This is a genomic window from Rhodobacter xanthinilyticus, assembly GCF_001856665.1.
GTDB classification, from domain to species: domain Bacteria; phylum Pseudomonadota; class Alphaproteobacteria; order Rhodobacterales; family Rhodobacteraceae; genus Rhodobacter; species Rhodobacter xanthinilyticus.
The window spans coordinates 749,294-775,117 of the sequence record NZ_CP017781.1 but is presented as its reverse complement, the minus strand read 5'-3'; the positions used below and the strand labels follow the sequence as shown (position 1 = coordinate 775,117).

The 25,824-nt window shown below is 66.8% G+C and carries 25 protein-coding genes; 14 read left to right on the top strand and 11 right to left on the bottom strand.

Annotated features, from left to right (window positions below; translation table 11 throughout):
• Positions 1 to 54: 54 nt before the first annotated feature.
• Together LPB142_RS03840 and rsmI are read right to left on the bottom strand one after the other, a co-directional pair.
• Positions 55 to 414, bottom strand: a complete 360-nt coding sequence (locus LPB142_RS03840) for a YraN family protein (RefSeq protein ID WP_071165568.1) — start codon at positions 412 to 414, stop codon at positions 55 to 57.
• Complete coding sequence (gene rsmI / locus LPB142_RS03835; protein WP_071165567.1) at positions 411 to 1,316, bottom strand: 16S rRNA (cytidine(1402)-2'-O)-methyltransferase; 906 nt, start codon at positions 1,314 to 1,316, stop codon at positions 411 to 413. The genes LPB142_RS03840 and rsmI overlap by 4 nt, the downstream gene beginning before the upstream one ends.
• Positions 1,317 to 1,416: 100 nt before the next feature.
• Here rsmI and LPB142_RS03830 point away from each other — a divergent pair, with 100 nt between their 5' ends.
• The 3 genes from LPB142_RS03830 to murJ all read left to right on the top strand — a co-directional run bounded on the left by LPB142_RS03830 (position 1,417) and on the right by murJ (position 6,988).
• Positions 1,417 to 2,598, top strand: coding sequence for a penicillin-binding protein activator (locus LPB142_RS03830; protein ID WP_071165566.1), 1,182 nt, complete (start codon positions 1,417 to 1,419; stop codon positions 2,596 to 2,598).
• Positions 2,599 to 2,677: 79 nt separating this feature from the next.
• Positions 2,678 to 5,440 carry a [protein-PII] uridylyltransferase gene (locus LPB142_RS03825; RefSeq protein ID WP_071165565.1) on the top strand — a complete coding sequence of 921 codons (2,763 nt, stop codon included), beginning with the start codon at positions 2,678 to 2,680 and terminating at the stop codon, positions 5,438 to 5,440.
• A complete protein-coding gene (gene murJ / locus LPB142_RS03820; RefSeq protein ID WP_071165564.1) occupies positions 5,441 to 6,988 on the top strand; it encodes a murein biosynthesis integral membrane protein MurJ in 1,548 nt (515 codons plus the stop codon).
• Here the strand turns inward: murJ and LPB142_RS03815 are convergent, their stop codons facing one another.
• Complete coding sequence (locus LPB142_RS03815) at positions 6,989 to 7,672, bottom strand: rhomboid family intramembrane serine protease (RefSeq protein WP_071165563.1); 684 nt, start codon at positions 7,670 to 7,672, stop codon at positions 6,989 to 6,991.
• 94 nt (positions 7,673 to 7,766) lie between these two features.
• Here LPB142_RS03815 and trpS point away from each other — a divergent pair, with 94 nt between their 5' ends.
• Complete coding sequence (gene trpS, locus LPB142_RS03810; protein ID WP_071165562.1) at positions 7,767 to 8,807, top strand: tryptophan--tRNA ligase; 1,041 nt, start codon at positions 7,767 to 7,769, stop codon at positions 8,805 to 8,807.
• A gap of 106 nt (positions 8,808 to 8,913) precedes the next feature.
• Here the strand turns inward: trpS and LPB142_RS03805 are convergent, their stop codons facing one another.
• From LPB142_RS03805 to LPB142_RS03795, 3 genes are read right to left on the bottom strand one after another with little or no spacing between them, the layout of a single operon-like run.
• On the bottom strand, positions 8,914 to 10,242 hold the full coding sequence (locus LPB142_RS03805) for an MATE family efflux transporter (RefSeq protein ID WP_071165561.1): 1,329 nt from the start codon (positions 10,240 to 10,242) through the stop codon (positions 8,914 to 8,916).
• Position 10,243: 1 nt separating this feature from the next.
• The gene (locus LPB142_RS03800) at positions 10,244 to 10,756 is read right to left on the bottom strand and encodes a PaaI family thioesterase (RefSeq protein ID WP_068767169.1); all 513 of its coding nucleotides are present in this window, start codon (positions 10,754 to 10,756) and stop codon (positions 10,244 to 10,246) included.
• Positions 10,753 to 11,223, bottom strand: a complete 471-nt coding sequence (locus LPB142_RS03795; protein ID WP_231879067.1) for a PaaI family thioesterase — start codon at positions 11,221 to 11,223, stop codon at positions 10,753 to 10,755. The genes LPB142_RS03800 and LPB142_RS03795 overlap by 4 nt, the downstream gene beginning before the upstream one ends.
• Before the next feature lie 201 nt (positions 11,224 to 11,424).
• Here LPB142_RS03795 and LPB142_RS03790 point away from each other — a divergent pair, with 201 nt between their 5' ends.
• The 3 genes from LPB142_RS03790 to LPB142_RS03780 all read left to right on the top strand — a co-directional run bounded on the left by LPB142_RS03790 (position 11,425) and on the right by LPB142_RS03780 (position 14,238).
• Positions 11,425 to 11,793: a MerR family transcriptional regulator gene (locus tag LPB142_RS03790; RefSeq protein WP_068767170.1), complete on the top strand. Its 369-nt coding sequence runs from the start codon at positions 11,425 to 11,427 to the stop codon at positions 11,791 to 11,793.
• A gap of 249 nt (positions 11,794 to 12,042) precedes the next feature.
• Positions 12,043 to 12,441 carry a MerR family transcriptional regulator gene (locus LPB142_RS03785; protein ID WP_071165560.1) on the top strand — a complete coding sequence of 133 codons (399 nt, stop codon included), beginning with the start codon at positions 12,043 to 12,045 and terminating at the stop codon, positions 12,439 to 12,441.
• A 21-nt stretch (positions 12,442 to 12,462) separates the two neighbouring features.
• Positions 12,463 to 14,238, top strand: a complete 1,776-nt coding sequence (locus LPB142_RS03780) for an acyl-CoA dehydrogenase C-terminal domain-containing protein (protein WP_071165559.1) — start codon at positions 12,463 to 12,465, stop codon at positions 14,236 to 14,238.
• A 185-nt stretch (positions 14,239 to 14,423) separates the two neighbouring features.
• Here LPB142_RS03780 and LPB142_RS18940 read toward each other — a convergent pair whose 3' ends face one another.
• On the bottom strand, positions 14,424 to 14,738 hold the full coding sequence (locus LPB142_RS18940; RefSeq protein WP_156506903.1) for a hypothetical protein: 315 nt from the start codon (positions 14,736 to 14,738) through the stop codon (positions 14,424 to 14,426).
• Positions 14,739 to 14,880: 142 nt separating this feature from the next.
• Complete coding sequence (locus tag LPB142_RS03770; protein ID WP_068767258.1) at positions 14,881 to 15,249, bottom strand: hypothetical protein; 369 nt, start codon at positions 15,247 to 15,249, stop codon at positions 14,881 to 14,883.
• A 129-nt stretch (positions 15,250 to 15,378) separates the two neighbouring features.
• On the opposite strand from LPB142_RS03770, the gene LPB142_RS03765 reads away from it, so the two are divergent.
• The 5 genes from LPB142_RS03765 (at position 15,379) to LPB142_RS03745 (ending at position 20,453) form a co-directional block, all read left to right on the top strand.
• The gene (locus tag LPB142_RS03765) at positions 15,379 to 15,819 is read left to right on the top strand and encodes a GFA family protein (RefSeq protein ID WP_068767174.1); all 441 of its coding nucleotides are present in this window, start codon (positions 15,379 to 15,381) and stop codon (positions 15,817 to 15,819) included.
• Positions 15,819 to 16,031: a hypothetical protein gene (locus LPB142_RS03760; RefSeq protein ID WP_068767175.1), complete on the top strand. Its 213-nt coding sequence runs from the start codon at positions 15,819 to 15,821 to the stop codon at positions 16,029 to 16,031. Before LPB142_RS03765 ends, LPB142_RS03760 begins: the two co-directional genes overlap by 1 nt.
• Positions 16,032 to 16,393: 362 nt before the next feature.
• On the top strand, positions 16,394 to 17,026 hold the full coding sequence (locus LPB142_RS03755; RefSeq protein WP_071165558.1) for a glutathione S-transferase family protein: 633 nt from the start codon (positions 16,394 to 16,396) through the stop codon (positions 17,024 to 17,026).
• A gap of 9 nt (positions 17,027 to 17,035) precedes the next feature.
• The gene (locus tag LPB142_RS03750) at positions 17,036 to 18,247 is read left to right on the top strand and encodes an acetyl-CoA C-acetyltransferase (protein ID WP_071165557.1); all 1,212 of its coding nucleotides are present in this window, start codon (positions 17,036 to 17,038) and stop codon (positions 18,245 to 18,247) included.
• A 16-nt stretch (positions 18,248 to 18,263) separates the two neighbouring features.
• Positions 18,264 to 20,453 (top strand): 3-hydroxyacyl-CoA dehydrogenase NAD-binding domain-containing protein, encoded by a 2,190-nt coding sequence (locus tag LPB142_RS03745; RefSeq protein WP_071165556.1) that lies wholly within the window; start codon positions 18,264 to 18,266, stop codon positions 20,451 to 20,453.
• 78 nt (positions 20,454 to 20,531) lie between these two features.
• Here LPB142_RS03745 and LPB142_RS03740 read toward each other — a convergent pair whose 3' ends face one another.
• The 3 genes from LPB142_RS03740 to LPB142_RS03730 form a co-directional block, all read right to left on the bottom strand.
• On the bottom strand, positions 20,532 to 21,191 hold the full coding sequence (locus tag LPB142_RS03740) for a Hint domain-containing protein (protein WP_071165555.1): 660 nt from the start codon (positions 21,189 to 21,191) through the stop codon (positions 20,532 to 20,534).
• Between the two features lie 194 nt (positions 21,192 to 21,385).
• Complete coding sequence (locus LPB142_RS03735; RefSeq protein WP_071165554.1) at positions 21,386 to 22,030, bottom strand: sulfotransferase family 2 domain-containing protein; 645 nt, start codon at positions 22,028 to 22,030, stop codon at positions 21,386 to 21,388.
• Between the two features lie 9 nt (positions 22,031 to 22,039).
• The gene (locus LPB142_RS03730; protein WP_232230959.1) at positions 22,040 to 22,930 is read right to left on the bottom strand and encodes a DMT family transporter; all 891 of its coding nucleotides are present in this window, start codon (positions 22,928 to 22,930) and stop codon (positions 22,040 to 22,042) included.
• Between the two features lie 128 nt (positions 22,931 to 23,058).
• Between LPB142_RS03730 and LPB142_RS03725 the strand changes: the two genes are divergently transcribed.
• Positions 23,059 to 24,684 carry an AMP-binding protein gene (locus LPB142_RS03725; RefSeq protein WP_071165553.1) on the top strand — a complete coding sequence of 542 codons (1,626 nt, stop codon included), beginning with the start codon at positions 23,059 to 23,061 and terminating at the stop codon, positions 24,682 to 24,684.
• Between the two features lie 121 nt (positions 24,685 to 24,805).
• On the top strand, positions 24,806 to 25,822 hold the full coding sequence (locus LPB142_RS03720; protein WP_071165552.1) for a hypothetical protein: 1,017 nt from the start codon (positions 24,806 to 24,808) through the stop codon (positions 25,820 to 25,822).
• Positions 25,823 to 25,824 lie beyond the last annotated feature (2 nt).

Sequence of the window (25,824 nt, the reverse complement as noted above, 5' to 3'; positions counted from 1 at the left end):
CCCCCTTTCGTTGCGTCCTTGATGCCCGGTTCGGCACAGCGATGCAATCGCGCCTCAGTTGCCGTGATACGCGTTCTCGAGAATTTCAATTCGGCCCATCTCATCGACGAGCGCGAGATCGAACCGCACATTGATGTTTGCCGCGCCAAATTCCCGCGCGATGAACTCTTCGGCCGACAGGCAGATCCGCTGCATCTGCCGCTGCGAGAGGCGTTCGGCCGCCCAGGCGTGGGTCTTGGCTTGCTTCACTTCGACGAAGATCACCGTGTCTCCGTCGCGCGCGATCAGATCGATTTCGCCGCCGTATCTCCCACGCCAGCGATGTGCCGCGATTCGGTGGCCGGCACGCTCATAGAGATTGGCCACCTGCCCTTCGGCGGCGAGGCCGGCGTAGTAGGATCGTGCTCCGCTCATTCGTCCTTCTCCATCGCCAAAGCGGCCTGGTAGATCTCGCGCCGGGGCAGACCCAACGCTTCGGCCACCTCTGCCGCCGCATCTTTCACACTCATCCGCGCCAGTCTTTCCCGCAGCGCGGCCTCCACATCCTCTGGCCCGGCCTGTCGCCCGCGGGGGCGATCGATCAGCACCACGAACTCGCCCTTCGGGCTTTGCCCCGCGAATGCCTCTGCCAGTTCCGACAGCGTCCCGCGGCGCACCTCTTCAAATTTCTTCGTCAACTCGCGGCAGACCGCCGCCTGTCGATCTGTTCCGAAGGTTGTCACAAGATCGGTTAACATTTCACTGACGCGCTTGGGCGATTCATAAAAGATCAGCGTTGCCGGGATCGCCGCGAACTCCTTGAGCCATTTGCGCCGCGCACTCGCGGTGTTTGGCGGGAAGCCCGCGAAGAGGAAGCGATCCGAGGGCAGGCCCGAGACGGTCAGCGCCGCCAGCACTGCGGAGGGGCCGGGCGCGGCAAAGACCGGCACACCCGCCTCGATCGCCGCGCGGCCGAGCTGATAGCCCGGATCCGCAACGAGCGGCGTGCCCGCCTCGGAGGCATAGACGACCGAGCGGCCCTCCTCCAGCGCGCGCAGGATCCGCGGGCGGGCGGTGGCGCCGTTATGATCGTGATAGGAGACGAGCGGACGATCCCCCAAGGCGATGCCGTGGATCTCCATCAGATGGCGCAGGGTGCGGGTATCTTCGGCCGCGATCATCTCCGCCGAGGCGAGAATATCGAGCGCGCGCAAGGTGATGTCGCGCGCGGCCCCGATCGGGGTCGCAATGAAGTAGAGCCCCGGCCCGAGCGGCTTTCGCCCCGCGCCCGGCCCCGGTTGCGGCAAAGACCTGCCGGCCTCGTGCGTTTCGCTCATTGTCGTGCCTTTCGCTTTACCTGCCGCGTTTACTTCGCGCCGCGAAGCGCTTAGGGTTCGCGGGTATTTTACCCCAGCCCCCGGATCAGAGGCCTCGGTCATGTTTGCCACTTTACGTAAGCCCCGCAACCCGCTCTTGAGAATCGGCGCGCTTCTGTCTGCCGCATGGCTGGCGGCTTGCCAACCGATGGCGAGCGGGGGCTCGAACGGCGGGCAGACGATCGACACGGGCGCGCCGGTGCCGGTGGCGCTTCTGGTGCCGTCGGGCTCGGGCAATTCGGGCGATGAAACGCTCGCGGCCTCGCTCAAACAGGCCGCCGAGCTCGCGATCTCGGATCTCGAGGGCGTCAAGATCGACCTGCGCGTCTACAGCACCGCCGGCAATGCGGGCAAGGCCGCCGAGATGGCCTCGAAAGCCGTCGATGACGGCGCCAAGATCATCCTCGGGCCGGTCTTCGCCGAGGAGGCCAACGCCGCCGCCGTGGCCGTCGCGAGCCGCGATGTCAACGTGCTCTCCTTCTCGAACAACACCGATATCGCGGGGGGCAACCTCTTCGTGCTCGGCCTGACCTTCCCGAACACCGCCAACCGGCTGGCGAGCTATGCGGTCTCGCAGGGCAAGAAACGGGTGATGATCGTCAACGAGCAGACCACCGCCGGCGAGATCGGCGCGCGCGCCATTCAGGCGGCGGTGTCGCGCTCGGGCGGGCAGATCGTGGGCACCGCGACCTATCCGTTCTCGCAACAAGGCGTGGTCGATGCGGTCCCGGGGATCGCGGCGCGCGTCAAGGCGGGCGATGTCGATGCGCTGTTCATGACCGCGCGGACCGCGGGCGCGCTGCCGTTGCTGACGCAGCTTCTGCCTGAGCAGGGCGTCGACCCGGCGAAGACCAAGTTCCTCGGCCTGACGCGCTGGGATATCCCGACCGCGACGCTCTCGCTGCCGGGCACCCAGGGCGGCTGGTTCGCGCTGCCCGATCCGGCGCTCAACCAACAGTTCCAGTCGCGCTTCCAGGCCGCGTTCGGCGCTGCGCCGCATTCGATCGCCGGGCTCTCCTATGACGGCATCGCCGCGATCGGCGCGCTGGTCAAATCGGGCAATCAGAGCGCGCTGACCCGCTCGGCGCTGACCCAGGGCGCGGGCTTTGTGGGCGTCAACGGCATCTTCCGGCTGCGCCCCGATGGCACCAACGAGCGTGGCCTCGCCATCGCCGAGGTCCGCGCGGGCCAGGCCGTGGTGATCGACCCCGCCCCCCGCTCCTTTGGCGGCGCGGGGTTCTGACCCCGCCCCCCCCTTGCGGCGGCGCGGGCGGCCCCCGCGCTGACCGCGCTCCCGAGGCTTCTCAGCGAATGGCAAGACCGTGACCGATACGCCCCTTTCCGCCCCGGCAATCGCCGGGGCGCCGTTGCTTCTGTCTCATGACGCGCTGATCGCAACGCTCGAGACCGCGCTGAGCCCCGAGGCCGATGCGCGCGCGCTGCGCGCCGAAACGGTCGCTTTCCTGAACCGCGCCCGCGAGGAGGCCACCGCCTGGATCGAGGCCGATTTCCGCGGCCATCCGCGCTCGGCGCGCGAGACCGTCGCCCACTATGCGCTGATGACCGACGGGATCGTGCGCGCGGTGATGCATGTGGCGCGCACGAAGCTGCATCCGCTCGCCAACCCGACCGAGGCCGAGCGCCTCGCGGTGCTGGCGGTGGGGGGCTATGGCCGCGCCGAAATGGCGCCAGCCTCCGATGTCGATCTGCTGTTTCTGACGCCCTGGAAGATCACCCCCTGGGCCGAGGCGCTGATCGAATCGATGCTCTACATGCTGTGGGATCTCAAGCTCAAGGTCGGCCATGCCTCGCGCACGATCGACGATTGCCTGCGGCTCGGGCGCGAGGACATCACGATCCGCACCGCGCTTCTCGAGCAACGCCTCGTCGGCGGCGACAGCGCGCTCGCGGCCCAGCTCGAGGACCGGCTGCGCAACGATCTCTTCCGCACCACCGGGCCGGAATTCATCGAGGCGAAACTCGAGGAGCGCGCCCAGCGCCATCGCCGCCAGGGCGGCCAGCGCTATGTGCTCGAGCCCAATGTCAAGGAGGGCAAGGGCGGGCTGCGCGACCTGCAAACCCTCTACTGGATCGCGAAATACATCCACGGCGTGCACAAGGCGGCCGAGCTCGTGCCGCTCGGGGTCTTCACCGCCGAGGAATATCAGCGCTTCCGCGACGCGGAGGATTTCCTCTGGGCGGTGCGCTGCCATCTGCACCTGATCGCGCATCGCGCCGCCGATCAGCTCACCTTCGACATGCAGGTCGAGGTGGCCGCGCGGATGGGCTATGCCGATACCGCCGGGCGCCGCGCGGTCGAGGTCTTCATGCAGGCCTATTTCCGCCACGCGACGGTGGTGGGCGAGGTGACGCGGATCTTCCTCACCGCGCTCGAGGCCCAGCACGTCAAGCGCCCGCCGGTGCTCAAGCGGCTCTTCCGCCGCCGCAAGCCGCTCAAGGCGCCGTTTCTGGACGATAACGGCCGGATCAGCGTCTCCGACAAGCGCGCCTTCCTCGCCGATCCGCTCAACCTGCTGCGCATCTTCGAGGAGGCGCTGCGCACCGGCATGTTGATCCACCCCGATGCGATGCGGATCATCTCGGCCCATCTCGATCTGATCGACGACGAAGTGCGCGAGAACCGCGAGGCGCAGCGGATCTTCCTCGATCTGCTGCTCAAGCACGGCAACCCCGAGCGCAGCCTGCGCCGGATGAACGAGCTTGGCGTGCTCTCGGCCTTCATCCCCGAATTCGAGCCGATCGTGGCGATGATGCAGTTCAACATGTATCACAGCTACACGGTGGACGAACACACGATCCAGGTGGTCTCGACGCTCGCGCAAATCGAGCGCGGCGAGCTGGTCGAAGAGCTGCCGCTGAGCTCGCATATCCTGAAAGAGGGCGTCAGCCGGCGGGTGCTTTATGTGGCGCTCCTGCTCCATGATATCGGCAAGGGCCGGCCGGAGGATCACTCGATCCTCGGCGCGCAGATCTCGCGCAAGATCACCCCGCGGCTCGGGCTGAACGCCGAGGAATGTGAGACGGTGGAATGGCTGATCCGCCATCACCTCCTGATGTCCGATGTGGCGCAAAAACGCGATCTCTCCGACCCGCGCACGATCCGCGATTTCGCCAAGCTGGTGAAATCGAAGCGCCGGCTCGATCTGCTGACGGTGCTGACGGTGTGCGATATCCGCGGCGTCGGGCCCGATGTCTGGAACAACTGGAAGGCCACGCTGATCCGGCGGCTGCATTCCGATACCGCGCGCGCGCTCGAACATGGGCTCGAGGCGGTCAACCGCGAGCAACGCTCGAACGACGCCAAGCGCGCGCTGCGCGAGGCGCTCGGGGCCTGGGAGGCGAAGGATCTGCGCGCCGAGGCTGCGCGCCATTACGACCCCTATTGGCAGGGGCTCTCGACCGAGACCCATGTGATCTTTGCCGAGCTCTTGCGCGATCTGGGCGATAACGAGATCCGCATCGACCTGCACCCCGACCCCGACCATGACGCGACCCGCGCGGCCTTTGCGCTGGCCGATCACCCGGGGATCTTCTCGCGGCTCGCCGGGGCGCTGGCGCTCGTGGGCGCCAACGTGGTCGATGCGCGCACCTATACCTCGAAGGACGGCTATGCGACCGCGGTCTTCTGGATCCAGGATGCCGAGGGCCACCCCTATGAGGCCGCCCGCCTGCCGCGGCTGCGCCAGATGATCGACAAGACGCTGAAGGGCGAGGTGGTGGCGCGCGACGCGCTCAAGGACCGCGACAAGCTCAAGAAGCGCGAGCGCGAGTTCCGCTTCCCGACCCATGTCACCTTCGACAACGAGGGTTCGGATATCTACACGATCGTCGAGGTAGATACCCGCGACCGGCCCGGCCTGCTCTATGACCTGACCCGCGCGCTCGCGACCTCGAACATCTATATCGCCTCGGCCGTGATCGCGACCTATGGCGCGCAGGTGGTCGACACCTTCTACGTCAAGGACATGTTCGGCCTGAAGTTGCACGCGAAATCGAAGCAAGAGGCGCTCGACAAGCGCCTGCGCGAGGCGATCACCTCGGGCGCGAAACGGGCGGGCAACTGAATGCAGCCGATCCGCTTGCTGCGCGGCTTCCTGACGGTGGGGCTGTGGACGCTGGGGAGCCGCTTCCTCGGCTTTGCCCGCGACATGATGATCGCGGCCTATCTCGGCTCGGGCCCGGTGGCCGAGGCCTTCCTGGTGGCGTTTTCGCTGCCCAACATGTTCCGCCGGTTTTTCGCCGAGGGCGCCTTCAACATGGCCTTCGTGCCGATGTTCGCCAAGAAGCTCGAGGCGGGCGACGACCCGCAGGGCTTTGCGAAAGACGCCTTCAAGGGGCTTTCGGCGGTTTTGATGATCTTCACCGTGATCGGCACGCTGGCGATGCCCTGGCTGGTCTGGGCGATGGCGGCGGGGTTTGCGGGCGATGAGCGGTTCGGGCTGGCGGTCCTCTATGGCCAGATCGGCTTTTCCTATATCCTCTTCATCTCGCTCGTGGCGCTCCTCTCCGGGGTCTTGAACGCCTTTGGCCATTTCACCGAGGCCTCGCTGGTGCCGGTGCTGATGAACCTGCTGTTCATCCTCGCGATGTGGCTGGCGGCGGTCTTTGGCTGGGATATGGGGCTCACGCTCGCCTGGACGGTGCCGGTCACCGGGGTGGCGCAATTCGCCTTCACCTGGGTCTCGGCGCATAGGCTCGGCTATACGCTGCTGCCGGGCATTCCGCGGATGACCCCGGATCTGCGGCGCTTGCTGATCATTGCGGGGCCCGCGGTTCTGGCCGGGGGGGTGGTGCAGATCAACCTTCTCGTCGGGCGCCAGGTCGCCTCCTTCACCGAGGGCGCGGTCGCCTGGCTGAGCTACGCCGACCGGCTCTATCAGCTCCCCCTCGGCGTCGTGGGCATCGCGATCGGCACGGTGCTTCTGCCCGCGCTCTCGCGGCAATTGCGCGCGGGCGATCACGCCGCCGGGCGCGAGAGCTTCTCGCGCGGGGCGGAGTTTGCGCTCTTCCTGACGCTGCCCTCGGCGGTGGCGCTGGTGGTGATCTCGCAAGAGCTGATCTCGGTGCTCTACGACCGCGGCGCGTGGCGGGCGGAGGATACCACCGCCACGGCGCTCGCGCTCGCGGCCTATGGGCTCGGGCTGCCGGCTTTCGTGCTGCAAAAGGTGCTCCAGCCGCTCTACTACGCGCGCGAGGATACCCGCCGGCCGTTCTATTTCGCGGTGGTGTCGATGATCGTGAACGCGGGCTTTGCGGTGGGCATGATGCCGGTGATGGGCTTCATGGCGGCGGCTCTGGCCACCACCGTCTCGGGCTGGGTGATGGTCGGCCAGCTCTGGTGGGGGGCGCGCCACATGGGCGAGGCCGCGCGGCCCGATGCGCGGTTCTGGGCGCGGCTGTGGCGGATCGTGGCGGCCTCGGCCGCGATGGGGGCGCAGCTCTGGATGACCGCCGATTGGCTCGCGCCGATGCTGGCCGAGCGCGGCGCGCGCTGGGGCGCGCTCGGGCTGCTCTGCGGCTCGGGGATCGCGGTCTATTTCGGCCTCGGCGCGCTCATTGGCGCCTATCGCACGGGCGATCTGCGCCGGTTCCTGCGCCGCAAGGCGGGCTGATCAGCGCGCGCGCAGCTTCGCCAGCAGGTGCCGCCATCCGCCCGGCGCCACCACGAAGCTGAGCCCGAAGCCCGCCGCGAAACCGGAGAAATCGGCGATCCAGTCCGGGCGGCCGCCGAAGATCAGCCCGAAGAGAAGCTGGATCCCCATCAGCGCCGCGATCAGCGAAAACGCCCGCCCCGTCGGCGCGCGCGATTGCGCCAGCCGCATCCACAGGAGCCAGGTGAAGGCGCCCACCAGCCCATAGGCGCCCGGGTAGCCGCCAAAGAGCGCGCCCTGCGCGAAGGGCACCGCCGTGTAGACCAGCGCGCCCACCACGCTCGCGCCGAGGAACACCGCCGCCACCGCCCAGCCCGCGAAGATCTCGCCCACCATCTTGCCCAGCGCCAGGATGAACACGAGCACCATCAGCGCATGGGTCACCGAGCCATGAACGAACGGATAGGTCACAAAGCGCATCACATGCCACCACGGGTAGACGCCCTGCTCGACCATCGCCCGCGCGATATCGGGGTCGAAGGCGAAACGCTGCACCAGATCCATCCGCAGACCGATCGCGGAGGGGCCCAGAAGCCCCGCCTGCGCCGCCCCGAAGGCAAGCTCGCCCAAAAGGATCGGCATCGCCAGCAGCCAGACCACCGGCGGCAGGGGGTTGATCGGATGTTCGTCATAACCGTCGCGCATGGGGTCTCCCTTCCCGGGCGGGCGGCTTCGGTTGCCTCCCGCGCGCTTTAGCGATAAGCCCTCGGCATCCGATTTTCCAGCCCGGAGCCAAACCATGACCGACCAGCCTGCCGATCTCAACGCCAAGTTCAAACCGCGGATCTTTTCCGGGATCCAGCCCTCGGGCAACCTGACGCTGGGCAATTACCTCGGCGCCCTCAAGCGGTTCGCGCAAAAGCAAGATGAGGGGATCGAGACGATCTATTGCCTCGTCGATCTGCATGCGATCACGGTCTGGCAAGACCCCGAAGACCTCAAGCGCCAGACCCGCGAGGCGGCGGCGGCCTTCATCGCCTCGGGCGTCGACCCGACGCGCTCGGTGCTTTTCAATCAGAGCCAGGTCAGCGCGCATGCCGAGATGGGCTGGCTTCTCAACTGTGTCGCGCGGATGGGCTGGATGAACCGCATGACGCAGTGGAAGGACAAGGCCGGCAAGAGCGCGGAGAAACAATCGCTCGGGCTCTTCGCCTATCCCGCGCTGATGGCGGCCGATATCCTGACCTATCACGCGACGATGGTGCCGGTGGGCGAGGATCAGAAACAGCATGTCGAGCTGACCCGCGATATCGCGGCGAAGTTCAACCATGACTACAAGACCGATTTCTTCCCCTCGCCCGAGCCGCTGATCGAGGGGGTGGCGACGCGGGTGATGAGCCTGCGCGACGGCTCGAAGAAGATGTCGAAATCCGACCCGTCGGATGCGAGCCGGATCAACCTCACCGATGATGCCGACACGATCGCGAAGAAGTTCCGCAAGGCGGTGACCGACCCGGCCGAGCTGCCCTTCGAAATGGAAGGCCTCGAGGCGCGCCCCGAAGCGCGCAACCTCGTCAATATCTACGCCGCGCTCGCGGACATGAGCCCGGAGGCGGTGCTGGGCGAGTTTGGCGGCAAGGGCTTTGGCACGTTCAAACCCGCACTCGCCGATCTCGCGGTGGCGAAGCTCGAGCCGATCTCGCGCGAGATGGGGCGGCTGATGGCGGACCCGGCCGAGATCGACCGCACGCTCAGCGAGGGCGCCGCGCGCGCCCGCGCGATCGCGCAGCCGATCCTCGAGGAGACGCTCGACATCATGGGAATGATCCGCGGGCGGTAACGGCGGCGGGGGCGCCGCCCCCGCCCGTTCCGGGCCCCCCGGGATATTTCGACATCGTTGAAGGGGGGCCGCGCGCTCCCCTTCTTCTTGGCCCAAATACGCAAATTCAACGGCGGGCCTTGGCCTCGGCGCGGGGGTAGAGCGCGGCCATGGTCGCGGCACGGGCGATGTTGAGGCCCATCAGCGCGGCCCAGAGGCCGTGATTGCCAAAAAGCGGGATCAGCGCGGCGGCGAGCGCGGCATAGAGCGCGACCGAGGCGAGCATGGTGTTGCGCATCTCGCGGGTCAGGGTTGCGCCGATGAAGATGCCGTCGAACATCCAGCTTGCGACGCCGATCACCGGCGCGGCGACGAGCCAGGGAAGGTAAAGGCGCGCGGTATCGCGGATCTCGGGGGCGGGGGTCATCGCGTCGATGATCGCGGGGCCGGCCAGCGCGAAGAGCGCGGCAAGCAGGAGGGCGCCGCCCGCACCCCATTGGCTTGTCGCGATCGCCGCGCGGCGCGCCCGGGCCGGGGCGCGCGCGCCCACCGCCTGGCCGACGAGGCTTTCGGCGGCGAAGGCGAAGCCGTCGAGCGCATAGGCGGTGATCGACAGGAACTGGAGCAGGATCTGGTTTGCCGCGAGGGTGCGGTCGCCCTGCCCCGCGCCGAGGAAGGTGAACGCGGTGAAGGCGCCCTGCAGCGCCACCGAGCGGATCATGATATCGGTGTTGACCCGCGCCATCTGGCCGAGCCGCGCGCGGTCGAGAAGCGTGGCGAGGCGCATCGCACCCGGGCGCAGCGCCGCGCGCGCGAGCCAGAAGGCCAGAGCCAGCCCGCTGATCTCGGAGAGCAGCGTCGCCACCGCCACCCCCTTCACCCCGAGCCCGAGCCCCAGCACGAACCACAGATCGAGCGCGACATTCATGCCGTTCATCACCAGTTGCAGCGCAAGCACCGCGCGGGTGCGCTCCACCGCGATCAGCCAGCCGGTGAAGGCGTAAAGCGAGATCGTGGCGGGCGCGCCCCAGATCCGGATGGTGAGGTAATCGCGGGCGAGCGCCTCGACCTCGGGGCTCGCCGGCGCGAGGCGGAACGCCGCCCAGAAGAGCGGGCCTTGCAGCGCGATGAGCGCCATCGCGGCGAGAAAGGCCACGATCAGCGCGCGCCAGAGCCCGGCGGAGACCTCGGCCGCGTCGGCCTCGCCCGCGGCCTGGGCCACGAGGCCGGTCGTGCCCATCCGCAGGAAGCCGAAGACCCAGTAGAGCGCCGAGAGGATCACCGCGCCGACCCCCACCGCGCCGATCGGCGCCGCGGCGCCGAGTTGGCCCACGGTGCCGGTATCGACGAGGCCGAGCAGCGGCACCGTCGCATTCGAGAGCACGATCGGCGCCGCGATCTTGAGGATCCGGCGGTGGCTGAGCGGCGCCTCGGGCGACGGTCCGGGCGGGCTCACCTCAGCCCTCTTCGGGGGCGGGCATCAGGAAATGCCCGGTCGCCTGGGCGAAGGGCCGAGTGCGGTTATCCTGCCAGGCCTCGACATGAACCGAGGCATAGCGGCGCCCCGAGCGGTTCACCCGCGCCCGGGCATAGGCATCGCGCGGCAGCCCAGAGCGCAGATAATCCACAGAGAAATCAATGGTTTTCGGCATCCGCGGCAGATGCGCGGGATCGAGCTTGGTGAGATCGAAGCGCCCGGCCTCGAGATCTTCCCACAGCATCGACCAGCTCAGCTCCACCAGCGCCGCGACCTCGAGAAAGGCCGCCGTCACCCCGCCATGGAGCGCCGGCAGCATCGGGTTGCCGATCAGCTTCTCGTCAAAGGGCAAGGTCGCGGTCAGCTCGTCGCCGCGGCGGTCGAACTCGATACCGAGGAACCGGATATAGGGCACGCCGGAGACCAGCATCTTGAGCGCATTATCGCGGCGTTGCTTCACCACTTGCACGGGTTCGGGCTTCGGACGGCTCATTTCGCGCCCCCTTTGACACGTTCGACGGTGAAGGCGCCGGTGGCGGTCGCGACCGGCAGGCCGGCCTCCTCGTCGATGGCGGTGGCGCGCAGGAAGGCGACCGAGCGGGTGATATGATAGACCTCGGCGCGGGCGGTGATGCGCTGGCGGGGGGTGGCGGCGCGCATGTAATCGATGCGCAGGTCGATCGTCGCGGTGCCGGCGGGCGCGGCCGGGTGGCTCATCACCGCCGCCCCGCAGCAGGTATCCATCAAGGCCGAGATCGCGCCGCCCGAGATCACCCCGGTGCGCGGATCGCCGACGAGCCGCTCATCCCAGGGCATCGAGATCACCGCCTTGCCGCCGCCGATCTCCTCGAGCAGCATGCCCAGCGCATGGCTGTGCGGGATCGACTGGATGAACTGACGCGCAAGATCGAGTTTGGCGGCGTTTTCGGGGCTCATCGAGACCCCGCTGGAATCGGTCATGCTGTCTTCTCCGCTCCGGCCCGTGACCGGGCGACTATCCCGCGCGGGCGCCGGACGGGCAAGGGGCCGCCGCGCGCGCGGGGCGAGATTCCGTTGCGGCATATGCGAACGGGATCTGAACCGAAACGTCTGCCCATGCGGAAAGCATGTTGAAGCCCGCGCGACCAAGGTCTAGCTTGCACGCCAGGATGGAGGCGCAAGATGGCGGATGTTCTGAGCTTCAAGGAGATGTGCGCGCGGTTCGATGTCACGCCGCGCACGCTGCGCTATTACGAATATATCGAGCTTCTCTCGCCGCAAAAGGAGGGCCGATCGCGCTTCTACGGCCCGCGCGAGATCGCCCGGATGACGCTGATCCTGCGCGGGCGGCGGTTCGGATTCTCGCTCGAGGAGCTGCGCCAATGGCTGCTGATCTATGATCAGAAGGGCACCGACGAGCAAAACCGCGTCTGGGTCGAGCTCGCCGACCGGCAGCTTGGCGTGTTGATGGAGCAGCGCAACGAGCTCGACGTGGCGATCGCCGACCTCAAGGCGCTGCGCGACAATGTTGCGAAAATGGTGTCCTCCTGACGCCCAAAGCGGTTCGAATCAGCTTTGGCGCAGGGTTAAGCGGGGGCTCGGGCCCCCGTTTTGTTTTCGGAGCGGGGCGTCATTTCCCGATTGAAAATTGCTTTACCCCAAGGTCAATTTTTCCTGACATTACGTCAGCGTCACTGTGACGCCACGTTACGCTGACGCAAACGTCAACTTAGCTTGTAATGTGTCTGCGGAAACTGTGTCTGCCGCATCGCGTTACGTCGGGACAAGAGAGGCAGAGCGATGACTGAAGAGGTGATGACGATCCGCGAGATGTGCGACGCGTTCGATGTGACGCCGCGCACCTTGCGGTTTTACGAAAGCAAGGAACTGTTGTTCCCGATCCGCGAGGGCCAGAAGCGGCTCTTCACCCGGCGCGACCGGGCGCGGCTGAAACTGATCTTGCGCGGCAAGCGCTTCGGCTTCAGCCTCGAGGATATCCGCCAGCTGCTCGATCTCTACACGATGGGGGATCAGCAGAAGACCCAGCTCGCCGAGACGCTGAAAGTGGCGCGGCGGCGGATGGAGGAGATGGAGCAGCAGCGCGAGGAGCTTGGCCAGGCGATTGCCGAGCTGGCCGACCAGATCGATTGGGGCGAGCGCACGCTGGCGGGGGAGAGCCCGGAGCGCAGCGCGCTGTGAGACTGACTTAGGGAGGAAGACATGCCCGTTTATAACGCCAATACCAAGGACATGCAGTTCGTTCTGCATGAGGTTCTGAAAGTGTCCGAGGCCGGTGTGCCCGGCTATGAGGAGATGGACCGCGAGTTCACCGAGGCTGTCCTCGATGCCGCGGCGAAGGTTTCGGCCGAAGTGCTCGCGCCGCTCAATATCGTGGGCGATACCGAGGGCTGTGTGCTCGAAAACGGCGTCGTGCGCACGCCGACGGGCTTTGACGCCGCTTTCGAGGCGATGAAGGAGGGCGGCTGGACCGCGCTCGATTGCGACCCGGAATATGGCGGGCAGGGCATGCCCTATGTGCTCAACTGCGCGGTGGGCGAGATGTTCGTCTCGGCCAACATGGCGTTCAACATGTATCAGGGCCTGACGCATGGCGCCTATTCGGCGATCCACGCGCATGGCACGCCCGAGCAGAAGGCGAAATATCTGCCGAAGATGGTCTCGTGCGAATGGACCGGGACGATGAACCTGACCGAGCCGCATTGCGGCACCGACCTTGGGATGATGCGCACCAAGGCCGAGCCGCAGGACGACGGCTCCTACAAGATCACCGGCCAGAAGATCTTCATCTCGGCGGGCGACCATGATCTGGCCGAGAACATCATCCATCTGGTGCTCGCCAAGGCGCCCGGCGGCGGCGAAGGCACCAAGGGGATCTCGCTCTTCATCGTGCCGAAGTTCCTCGTCAACGAGGATGGCTCGCTTGGCGCGCGCAACGCGGTCTCGGTCGGCAAGATCGAGGAGAAGATGGGCATCCACGGCAACTCGACCTGCGTGCTGAACTATGACGGCGCGACGGGCTGGCTCTTGGGCGATCTGCACAAGGGCATGCGCGCGATGTTCACGATGATGAACGAGGCGCGTCTGGGCGTGGGCCTGCAAGGCTATGCGGTGGCCGAGGCCGCCTATCAGAACGCGCTCGCCTATGCCAAGGACCGTCTGCAGGGCCGCGCCGTGACCGGCACCGAGAACCCCGCGGGCCCGGCCGATCCGCTGATCGTGCACCCCGATATCCGCCGCTCGCTGATGGATCAGAAATCGTTCCTCGAGGGCGCGCGCGCCTTCACCTTCTGGGGCGCCTCGCTGATCGACCGCGCGCACAAGGCCGATGACGCGGCGGCCGAGGGGCTGATCTCGCTGATGACGCCGGTGCTCAAGGGCTTCCTGACCGACAAGGGCTTCGAGACCGCGGTGCTCGCCCAGCAGGTCTATGGCGGGCACGGCTACATCGAGGAATGGGGCATGTCGCAATTCGCGCGCGATGCGCGGATCACGATGATCTATGAGGGCGCGAACGGCGTGCAGGCGCTCGACCTCGTGGGCCGCAAGCTCGCGCAGGATGGCGGCAAGCATGTCATGGCCTTCTTCGAGATGGTCAAGGCCGAGTGCAAGGCCCATGACGCCGACGCGCGGATGGCGCCCTTCACCGATGCGCTGAAGACGGCCTCGAAGCAGCTTCAGGCGGCGGGGATGTTCTTCATGCAAAACGGCATGAAGAACCCGAATGCGGCGCTCTCGGGCAGCTATGACTTCATGCATCTGATGGGCCATGTCTGCCTCGGGCTGATGTGGACGCGGATGGCGAAGGCGGCTTATGCGGCGCTCGACACCGGCGCGAGCGATACCGCCTTCTACGAGGGCAAGATCGCCACCGGCCGCTATTACATGGCGCGGCAGATGCCGGCCTGCGCGATGCACCTGGCGCGGATCGAAAGCGGCGCGGACCCGGTCATGGCGCTGAGCGTCGATCAGTTCTGATCGGATCGACAGAGACGACAGCGGCGCCCCAAGGGGCGCCGTTTGCGTTTTTTGGGGGGGAATGACCGCTCCGAGCCCAGAGTACAGAATGCTGCGGAGTGCACGAATGGCTGTTTCGGAAGGCCCCCTGTTGAAACAACAATTCACCTAATTTCAAATTCAGCCTTTTTTGCTTCGATGTTCTCTCAATCCTCGTAGTATTCCGCAATCTCTTCAGCGGTCATTTCTCGGACGTTCCAACTCTCCGTTTGTGCATCGAGTTCTGCAATATGGTTGGCAGGCAACTCTTGCACTTTGAGTGGCAAGAGATAGCCAGTCATTGCACAGCTCTTACAAACCACAACTGCCGCATCTATTGCTTCTTGAGTATCGTGGTCATGCTCACCGCACATGAAGTCCCATTGACCCTCTGGACCATGTTCGATCAGTCTAAGGGGGCGTTCGTTGGTGTGCACGTGTCCGCACATAATTCCATGAACTTCGTGCTTATGATCGTTCATCACTGGCCTCAAAACATCTTCACAGTCATCCTCTTAATACAGGTCTCGGGCAAGATTACGGCAGCCAGTGTAGCCTCGAGACGCTCGTAAGCGGACATCTAGACAGAGATGCCCAGCGGCGGCTTCGTCCCGCACAGCCCCTTCAAAAATGCGCCTTCGCCTCATCCGGCTTGCCCGCCGCAATCGCGAGCACCCCGCCGAGCAGGCAAAATCCGATCGGGAACATGGTGAAGGCGCCAAAGCCGAAGGCATACCAGACAAGCGCCCCGCCCGCGAGCATCAGCCCCCCGCCCCAGAGCGCGCGGATCTTCGCCATCGCGCCCCCCGCGATCGCCATCATCGGCGCCAGAAAGCTCGCCGCGCGGATCAGGCCCGGGTTCTGCACCTGGCCGAACATCTCGCCCACCTCGGCATGGCTGCGCACGACCTCGGTGTAGCCGTAGCCGAAAAACCCCACCAGCATGGCCACCAGCCCTCCGATGATCCCCAGAACGAGGGCCGCGTTGCGCATCACACTCTCCCCGGGCCGGCGCGGCCCTGCCCCAGAGATAGGCGCGCGGGCGGGGCGGTTTCAAGGGCCGCTTTCGCGCTGGCATCGGCGCCGCGCAGGCCCTAGGCTCAGGCCAGAACGGAGAGCGAAATGGACCCAGACGAGAGCGAGTTTCCCGCCGTCCGCGGAGGCTGCCAATGCGGCGCGGTGCGCTATGAGCTCGCGGCCGGGCCCGCGCTTGCCTCGATCTGCCATTGCCGGATGTGCCAGCGCGCGACCGGCGGCCCCTTCGCAGCCCTCCTCAAGGTCGCCGCCGCCCGCGTCACCTGGCACGGCCCCCCCGCGGTCTTCCGCAGCTCCGATCTCGCCGAGCGCGGCTTTTGCGCAGCCTGCGGGACGCCACTCTTCTACCGCCAGATCGGCTCGGATGCGATCGAGCTGACCTCGGGCTCGCTGCCCGCCTCGGCGCCCTTCACCCCGGTGCAGCAATGGGGCATCGAGGGCCGCCACGGCTGGCTCTCGGGCCTCGCGATCCCGGGCGCGCAAACCACCGAGCGCGTGCGCGTCTCCCACCAATCCCCGGAGGACTGATGCCCAAACGCCTGCGCATGACCCGCCGCTTTCCGGTCTCGATGACCAATGACGCCTACCGCACGCTGCAACGCTTTGCCGCCGAGGCGGGGCTGAGCGCGGATGAGGCGCTCGTGTTCCTCTTCGAGCATTTCAACTCGGTCACCCATCACGAGAACCTGACCGCGCGGCTGCGGCTGTTCAAGGCCGAGCTCGAGGATCGCAAGGCCTGAGCGCCCGCCTGCCCCGGCGTCGAATTTGCGTATTTTTGCCAAGAAGAAACCAGGCGGGTTTTCTTCGGGGCAAAGGTGCGCCCCGGCCGAGGGGGTCGGTCCAACCCCAATATGAGAGCTTCACTCCCGACCGGGGCGGCTTCTCCTTGGGCGGTCATCGGCGCGCCCGCCTGTACCGCGCCCCCAGCTTCGCCAAACTTGGTTAACAAAGCCCTACGCTGCGTTTCTTCTTGGCAAAAATACGCAAATCCCCAGACTGGACGCAGCGACACGCCGATATGACGTTGCGCCATCTCGGGCGCGGGGGCCTTACGTTCGCGTCAGTTCGTGGCAATATGCCCGGGATCTTGGGAGGGATCAGCATGACCGCCAAACTTTATTGCTTCGGGGAATCGGGCAACGCCTACAAGGCCGCGCTGACGATGACGCTTGCGGGCTACCCCTGGGAGCCGGTCTTTGTCGATTTCTTCGGCGGCGAGACGCGGCGGCCCGACTATCTCGCGCTCAACGAGATGGGCGAGGCGCCGGTCTTCGTCGAGGGCGATCTGGTGCTCAGCCAATCGGCCGTGATTCAGCTCCATGTCGCCGAGGCGACCGGCAAGCTGATGGGCGCGCCGGGCGAGCGCGCCGAGGTGATGCGCTGGCTCTTCTGGGATAACCACAAGGGCAGCTCGCAGTTCGGCGCGCAGCGCTTCATGATGAATTTCCTGCCCGAGGCGAAGCGCCCCGAAGGCGCGATCGCTTGGCTCGGCGGGCGGGTGAAGGCCGCGCTCGCCACGCTCGAGACCCATCTCGCGACCCGCGACTGGATGGTCGGCGCGGGCCCGACGCTCGCCGATTGCGCCTGCTGTTCCTATCTCTACTACCCCGAGCCCTTCGGGTTCGCGCGGCAAGATTTCCCCGCCATCTCGGCCTGGCTCGACCGCATCGCGGCGCTGCCGGGCTGGCAACACCCTTATGACATGATGCCCGGCAACCCTGCGGACCGGGCCTGAGGAGGAAAGATGACCGAAGCCTATATCTATGACGCGTGCCGCACGCCGCGCGGCAAGGGCCGCCCGGATGGAAGCCTGCATGAAGTCACCTCGGTGGCGCTCTCGGCGCGGCTTCTGAACGCGGTCAAGGAACGCAACGGCCTCGAGGGCCATGCGGTCGAAGACGTGATCTGGGGCAATGTCACCCAGGTCGGCGAACAGGGCGGGTGCCTCGCGCGCTCGGCGGTGCTGCTCTCCGATCTCGATGAGCGGATCCCCGGCCTCGCGATCAACCGGTTCTGCGCCTCGGGCATGGAGGCGGTGAACCTTGCCGCCAACCAGGTCAAGGGCGGCGCGGGCCAGGCCTATATCGCCGGCGGCGTCGAGATGATGGGCCGGGTCGCGATGGGCTCGGATGGCGCGGCGATCGCCGTCGACCCTTCGCTCGCGATGAAGACCTATTTCGTTCCGCAGGGCATTTCGGCCGATATCATCGCGACCGAATACGGCTTCACCCGCGAGCAGGCCGATGCGCTCTCCGTGGAAAGCCAGCGCCGCGCGGCGGAGGCCTGGGCCGACAACCGGTTTGCCAAGTCGATCGTGCCGGTTCTCGACCAGAACGGCCTCGTGATCCTCGACCGCGATGAATACATGCGCCCCGGCACCCAGGTCGAAGACCTCGCCAAGCTCAAGCCCTCGTTCAAGGACATGGGCGAGATGATGCCCGGTTTCGACAAGGTGGCGATGCTGAAATACCCGCATCTGAAGGCGGTCAACCACATCCACCACGCCGGCAACTCCTCGGGGATCGTCGATGGCGCGGCGGCGGTGCTGATCGGCTCGAAGGAATTCGGCGAGGCCCACGGGCTCAAGCCGCGCGCGCGGATCCGCGCCACCGCCAAGATCGGCACCGACCCGACGATCATGCTCACCGGCCCGGTGCCGGTCACCGAGAAGATCCTCAAGGACTCGGGCCTCTCGATCAAGGATCTCGATCTCTTCGAGGTCAACGAGGCCTTCGCCTCGGTGGTGCTGCGCTTCATGCAGGCCTTCGACGTTTCGCCCGACAAGGTGAACGTGAACGGCGGCGCGATGGCGATGGGCCACCCGCTCGGCGCCACCGGCGCGATCATCATCGGCACGCTGCTCGATGAGCTCGAGCGGCGCGACCTGTCGATGGGCCTCGCCACGCTGTGCATCGCGTCCGGGATGGGCGCCGCCACGATCATTGAACGCGTCTGAGTCTGGGGAGAGACAAATGGCTGATTTTACCTACGAACTCGGCGCCGATGGCGTGGCCGTCATCACCTGGGACGTGCCCGGCAAATCGATGAACGTGATGAGCCTCGAGGGCTTTGCGCTCCTTGACAGCTTCATCGATCAGGCGCTGGCCGATGCGGCCGTGAAGGGCGTCGTGATCACCTCCGGCAAGAAGGATTTCGCCGGCGGCATGGATCTCAACGTCATCGCGCAGATGCGCGAAGGCGGCGCCGAGGCGATCTTCGCGGGCGTGATGCAGATGCACAAGGTGCTGCGCAAGATCGAGCGCGCGGGCATGGACCCGAAGACGCTGAAAGGGGGCAAGCCGATCGCGGCGGCGCTGCCGGGCACCGCGCTCGGCATCGGGCTCGAGCTGCCGCTCTCCACCCATCGGATCTTCGCCGCCGACAACCCGAAGGCCAAGATCGGCCTGCCGGAGATCATGGTCGGGATCTTCCCGGGCGCCGGGGGCACCACGCGGCTCGTGCGCAAGATGGGCGCGATGGTCGCGGCGCCGTTCCTGCTCGAGGGCAAGCTCTCCGACCCGAAGAAGGCCCGCGCGGCGGGGATCGTCGACGAGGTGGTCGAGGATCCGGTGGCGGCGGCCAAGGCCTGGGTTCTGGGCGCCTCGGACGCGGATCTCGTCAAGCCGTGGGACGCGAAGGGCTACAAGATGCCCGGCGGCGCGCCCTATCATCCGGCGGGGTTCATGACCTTCGTCGGCGCCAGCGCCATGGTCCATGGCAAGACCATGGGCGTCTATCCGGCGGCCAAGGCGCTCCTCTCGGCGGTCTATGAAGGCGCGCTCGTGCCCTTCGATCAGGCGCTCAAGATCGAGGCGCGCTGGTTCACCAAGGTTCTGATGAACCCCTCCTCGACGGCGATGATCCGCTCGCTCTTCATCAACAAGGAAGCGCTGGAGAAGGGCGCGAACCGCCCCGCCGTCGCCGATCAGACGGTGAAGAAGGTGGGCATCCTCGGCGCCGGCATGATGGGCGCGGGCATCGCCTATGTCTCGGCCAAGGCCGGCATCGAGGTGGTGCTGATCGACGCGGCTCAGGAGGCGGCGGACCGCGGCAAGGCCTATTCGACCGGGCTGATGGACAAGGCGATCAGCCGCAAGAAGGCCACCGAGGAGCAGAAGGAAGCCCTGCTCGCCAAGATCACCGCGACCACCGATTACGCCGCGCTCGCGGGCTGTGATCTGATCGTCGAGGCGGTGTTCGAGGACCCGACCGTGAAAGCCGGCGTCACCGCGCAGGCCGAAGCCGTGATCCCCGCCGATGCGGTCTTCGCGACCAACACCTCGACCCTGCCGATCTCGATGCTCGCCAAGGCCTCGGCCCGCCCCGAGCAATTCATCGGCATCCACTTCTTCTCGCCGGTCGACAAGATGCTCCTTGTCGAGATCATCAAGGGCGAGCAGACCGGGCCGGTCGCGGTCGCCAAGGCGCTCGATTTCGTGCGCCAGATCAAGAAGACCCCGATCGTGGTCAACGACGCGCGCTTCTTCTACGCCAACCGCTGCATCATCCCCTATATCAACGAGGGGATCCGCATGGTCGCCGAGGGCGTCTCGCCGACCTTGATCGAGAATGCGGCGAAGCTTCTGGGCATGCCGCTCGGGCCGCTGCAACTCGTCGATGAAACCTCGATCGACCTCGGCGTGAAGATCGCCAAGGCGACCAAGGCGGCGATGGGCGAGGCCTACCCGGATGCGGCGGTCGATGAGGTGCTGTTCTGGATGGCCGGCGAAGGCCGCCTCGGGCGCAAGAACAAGGCGGGCTTCTACACCTATGACGAGGCCGGCAAGCGCGGCGATTTCTGGGAGGGGCTTGCCGCCCAATACCCCGAGGCCGCCGAGCAGCCCGAGCTTGCGCAGGTGCAGCACCGTCTGATGATGGCGCAGGTGCTCGAGGCGGTGCGCGCGTTTGAACAAGGCGTGCTCGAGGATATCCGCGAAGGCGATGTCGGCGCGATCCTGGGCTGGGGCTTCGCGCCCTGGTCGGGCGGCCCGTTCTCCTGGCTCGATATCCTGGGTGCCGCGCGCGCGGTCGAGATCTGCGACGATCTCACCGCGGGCTTCGGGGCGCGGTTCGAGACGCCGGCGCTCTTGCGCGATCTGGCGGCGACGGGCGAGAGCTTCTACGGCCGCTATGGCGCGGGTCAGGCTGCGAAAGCGGCCTGAGCCCCCCCCCTTTTGAACGCTGAAAGCCGGGCCCCTGGGCCCGGCTTTTCATTTGGTCTCGCGCGTTTGGCGGGGCGCTCAGACGAGCGCGCCCTCCGCCTCGCCCAGCGATTTGACGATCGCGCGCGCCATGTCGAGCGGCAGCGCCGAGTAGAGCGCGCTGTCATCGAAGAGGTTGGTGACGGTGGTGCCATGGACCGAGCCGCAATGGATCATCCCAGTGCCATTGGCGTAGATCACTTCATCTTCCTCGAAGTGCAGCACGATCACTTCGACGCGCTGGTGCGGCGTGATCCGGTCGATGCCGCGGAAGCCTTCGAGCGCGGCAGCGGGGATCAGCGCGAAGGGGTCGCCAAAGACGCTCTCGGCGAGATCGCTTTCGACCAGCACATTCTGTTCGGGCAGGAGCAGCATCGGCGAGCCGTTGCCCAGCGCGCCGGTCGGCACCGCGAGCGGCATCAGATGGCGCGGGCAAGGGCTGGTGCCGGTCCAGAGCTGGCAGCGCGTGACCGAAACCACCGGGCGCAGGCCGTGATCGAAGGTCATCACCCTATCGCCCGCGGCCATCGCCTCGACCGGGCGCCAGCCCATCGCGGTGGCGATCCGGGTGCCGGCGACGAGGCCCTCGGCCTGACCCAGCCCCGAGGCGGCCCCGATCCATTGCTCGGCGATGAACCCGTCGAAAGCGGCGTCGTCTTCCCAGATACGGGCGCGTTTGGCAGCAGACAGTCCGAACATCGCTTGTTTCCCTCGTTGGTCCCGGGCGGCCCCGGCGCGTTTCCTGATGGGGCCATTTCGGGTGATTCAAAGGGATTTTTCGCGGCTTGATTAAGGCGCAATTCAGGCACTGTCGCCCCTGCCCCGCGCAATTTTGGCCGATCGGCGCGATTGTTGCGCGGCGCGCGCGCAATCCCCGGGAGCGCGGTAACCAGTCAGAAAGAATACTTAAAACGCGCGATATCTTCGGCACAGATCTCGGCCAGCAGCGCCGCATCCGCGTCGCTGTAATAGCGGCGCCAGTCGCGCGCGCGCGCCGACGCATTGGCGCGCCGCAGTGGCGTCACCCGAAAGCCCAGATGCGCCTCGAGCGCGGCGGCATCCTCCTCGAGATGCTCAAGGCGCAGAAACTGCCCCGCCTCCGGCCCGCCCGGCAGGCGCAGGTAGCTCCCGTAAGGCGCGGCGGCAAAGCTCGCCCGCGTCAGCGGCGCGGCGAGAAAGGCCGGGAACTCGGTCTCCTTGGCGAGCGCGACCGCCGGGTGGACGAAACTCTGCGCGCGCAGCCAATGGTAATAGCTCACCATCCGGTCCCAGGGGTTGCGCACCAGCGTGAAGGTGAACCAGGCCCGCGCCTCGGCTTCGGTATAAAGGCCAAGCGCATCGGCGAGCGTGCTGTGTTTCCAAAGCCGCCCGGCGGTTTGCGCGCCCGCAATCCGCGCCCGACGGCGGCGCGCTTTTGGGGTATCGCCGATCAGGATGTCATCGGCCATCGCCCGCGCCTCGAGCGCAAGGCTGAGCGCCGTGCCCCCGGTTTTCGGGATATGGACAAAGATGAAGCGGCGCCCGCGCGAGATGATCATGGCGCGACCTTAGCGCCCGCGCAGCACGATGAGGAGCCCCGCCAGCCAGATCAGCCCCATTCCGAGCCATTCGCGCGCCAGCGGCGCCTCGCCAAAGAGCACCCAGCCCCAGAGCGCCGCCGCCGGCAGCGCGACATATTCGAAGATCGAGGCGCGCGAGGGTTCGGTGAGCTGATAGCCGCGCACCATCAGCCCCACCGCGACGAGCGAGCCCACCGCCTGCACCGCGATCCACCACAGCGCCGTGCCCGAGGGCCAGGCCGGCCCGCGTAGGAGATACCCCGCCTCGAAGGGCATGTTAAAGGCCGCGGTCAGGCCCATGCCGATCAGCCCGAAAACCCCCATCGCGGCGAAGAACCCCGCCGTCATGGTCGTCGCGCTTTCCTGCGGGCACCATTCGCGCAGCGCGATATTGCCCAGCGCATAAAGCGCGCCGCCCAGAACCGGCACCGCCGCCGCCGGGCCGATGTTCATCACCTGCGGCCCGAGGATCATCAGCACCCCGGCAAAGCCGAGGCCCACCGCGATCATCCGCACCGGCCCGATCTGCGCGCCATAGACGAAGCGCGAAATCAGCAGCACGAAGATCGGCGCGGTGAAGAGCCCGGCCGAGACCTGCGGCACCGGCAAGAAGCCCAGCGCGCCGAAATAGCACATCATCGCCACGCCATGCACCGCCGAGCGCGCCGCCACCGCCCGCGCGTTCACCGGCCGCAGCCGCAAACCCAGGATCGGCGCCGCGAGCGCCAGCGCCACCGCCGCCATCGCGGTCCGCATGAGGTGAAATTGCCATAGCCCGATTTCGTTAGCGATAACGCGGACATGGTTGTCGGTATAGCCGATGATGACCGCATAAAGCCCGATCAGCAGCGCCGCTTTGAGAGTATGATTATCGTTCACGATGACGTAGCGTAATTTTCTTTCAGCGGCCCGGTGCCCCCCCTTCCCTTTCGCCGCGCCGCGCTCAATTATCTCCCCCGGAAACGACATTTTTTCCGACATCTGCGGATTACCTTGGGAGGATAGCGATGGGATGGTTGGCCGATGAAACCGGGCTGGAGAAATGCGCGGCAAACTTCGTGCCGCTCACGCCGCTCTCGCATCTGAACCGCGCGCTCGAGGTCTTCCCCGAACGCACCGCGATGATCTATGGCTCGATCCAGCGCAATTATGTGGAATTCCACGCGCGGGTAAGCCAGCTCGCCTCGGCGCTGAAGGAACGCGGCATCGCCTCGGGCGATGTGGTCGCCTCGATCTTGCCGAACTCCGGCCCGCAGCTTGAGGCGCATTTCGGCGTGCCGGCCTGTGGCGCGATCCTCAATGCGATCAACACGCGGCTCGATGTCGATACCGTCACCTATATCTTCGAACATTCCGGCGCGAAGATGGCGCTGGTGGACACCCAGTTCCTCAAGCTCGCCGAGGCCGCCTGCAAACAGATGCACGGCACGCCGCCGCAGATCATCGAGGTGGCCGACCCCGAGCATGGCTTCGAGCCCGGCGGGCATTACCTCGAATATGAAGAGCTCGTCGCGATGGGCGACCCGATGTTCGACTGGATCATGCCCGAGGATGAATGGGAATCGATCGCGCTGAACTATACCTCGGGCACCACCGGCAAGCCCAAGGGCGTGGTCTATCACCATCGCGGCGCCTATCTCGCGACGATGGGCAACGCGCTGTCGTGGCAGATGCAGATGTATCCGGTGCTGCTCACGATCGTGCCGCTCTTCCATTGCAACAGCTGGACCCATCCGTGGATGATGCCGATGCTCGGCGGCACGACCGTGTGCTGCCGCGATGTGACGGCGAAGGCGATCTATGACGCGATCGCCGATCATGGCGTGACCCATTTCGCCGGCGCGCCGATCGTTCTGAACACGATCATCAACTGCAAGGACAGCGACCGCCGCCCCTTCGACCATATCGTCGAAGTCTTCACCGCGGGCGCCCCGCCGCCGGCCGCGACGCTCGCCGCGATCGAGCCGCTGGGCTTCAACGTCACCCAGGTCTACGGCCTCACCGAGGTCTATGGCCCGGCGACCGCCTGCTACTGGAAACCGGCCTGGAACGGCATCGAGGGCCAGGAACGCGCCGATATCAAGGCCCGCACCGGGGTTCTGATGCCGATGGTCGAGACCGTCTCGGTCCATGACCACGGCCACGAGGTCGCCCGCGATGGCGTGCATCTGGGCGAGATCGTGATCCGCGGCAACTCGGTCATGAAGGGCTATTTCAAGAACCCGCAGGCGACGCAGGAGGCTTTCGAGGGCGGCTATTTCCGCTCGGGCGACATCGCCTTCATGCATGATGACGGCTACGTCAAGATCACCGACCGCGCCAAGGACATCATCATCTCGGGCGGCGAGAACGTCTCCTCGGTCGAGGTCGAGGGCGTGATCGCGGCGCACCCGGCGGTGTCGCTGTGCTCGGTGGTGGCCAAGCCCGACGAGAAATGGGGCGAGGTGCCCTGCGCCTTTGTCGAGCTCAAGGACGGCGCCGAGGTCACCGACAAGGAGATCATGGCCTTCTGCCGCGAGCGTCTGGCGGGCTTCAAGACCCCCAAACGCGTCGTCTTCGCCGATCTGCCGAAGACCTCGACCGGCAAGATCCAGAAGTTCGAGCTGCGCGCGGTGGCGAAGCTGCTCGACTGAGCCGATCTTGCGGCGGAAATCCGAGGGGGGCCCGGCGGCCCCCCTTTTCTTTCGGCCCGGCGCATTGACCCCGGGGCGGGTTCGTCTATCCTGCACGAAACGAGAGCAGATATAGGGCCGGATGACCGCACTCCCGCAATATGAACGGCTGGAAGCCCCCGCGATCTGGCGCGAGGGCCCGCTCGCGCAGCGCCGCGAGGTGATCGTCGTGTTCGGCGATGCGACGCTGATGATCGCGGACGGGCGCTCGGCGCGGGCGCTGACGCATTGGTCCTTGCCGGCGATGGTGCGGCGCAACCCGGGCAAGCGGCCGGCGATCTATGCGCCCTCCGAGGAAGAGGGCGAAGAGGTCGAGATCGACGATCCGGTGATGATCGGCGCGATCGAGAAGGTCCATGCGGTGCTCGAGGCGCGGCGCCCGCATCCGGGGCGGCTGCGCGGCTGGCTTGGCGGCGGGGCGGCGGCGGCGGCGCTGGCGCTGGCGGTGTTCTGGCTGCCCGGCGCGCTGATCGCGCAGGCCGCGCGGGTCGCGCCGGAGGCCAAACGTGTCGAGATCGGCCAGCAGGTTCTGGGCGAGTTGACCAAGCTCACCGGCCAGCCCTGTGCGAGCCGGGCGGGCACCCGCGCGCTCACCGCGCTCGCCGAGCGGATCGCCGGGCCGAGCGCGATCGCCGTTCTCCCCGAGGGGCTCAAGGGCGCGCGGCTTTTGCCGGGCAAGCTCGTGGTGATCGGGCGCGAGACGGTCGAGGGCCCTGATACGCCCGAGGTCGCGGCGGGCGAGATCATCGCGGCGAGCCTCGGCGCGGCGCAAGAGGACCCGCTCCTGCGGCTGCTGCGCTATGAGGGGGCGCGCGCGGCGTTCTGGCTGCTGACGACCGGCGATTTGCCCGAGACGGCGCTCGCGGGTTATGGCGAGGAGGTGCTCGCCAACCCGGCCCCGCCCCCCGCCGATGAGCCGCTGCTCGCAGCTTTTGCGGCGGCCGGGGTGTCCTCGACGCCCTATGCTTTCGCGCGCGACCCTTCGGGCGAGAGCGTGCTCGGGCTGATCGAGGCGGACCCGTTCAAGGGCCAGCCCGCGCCGCGGCCGGTGCTCGAAGATGCGCAATGGGTCGCCCTGCAGGGGATCTGCAGCGACTGATC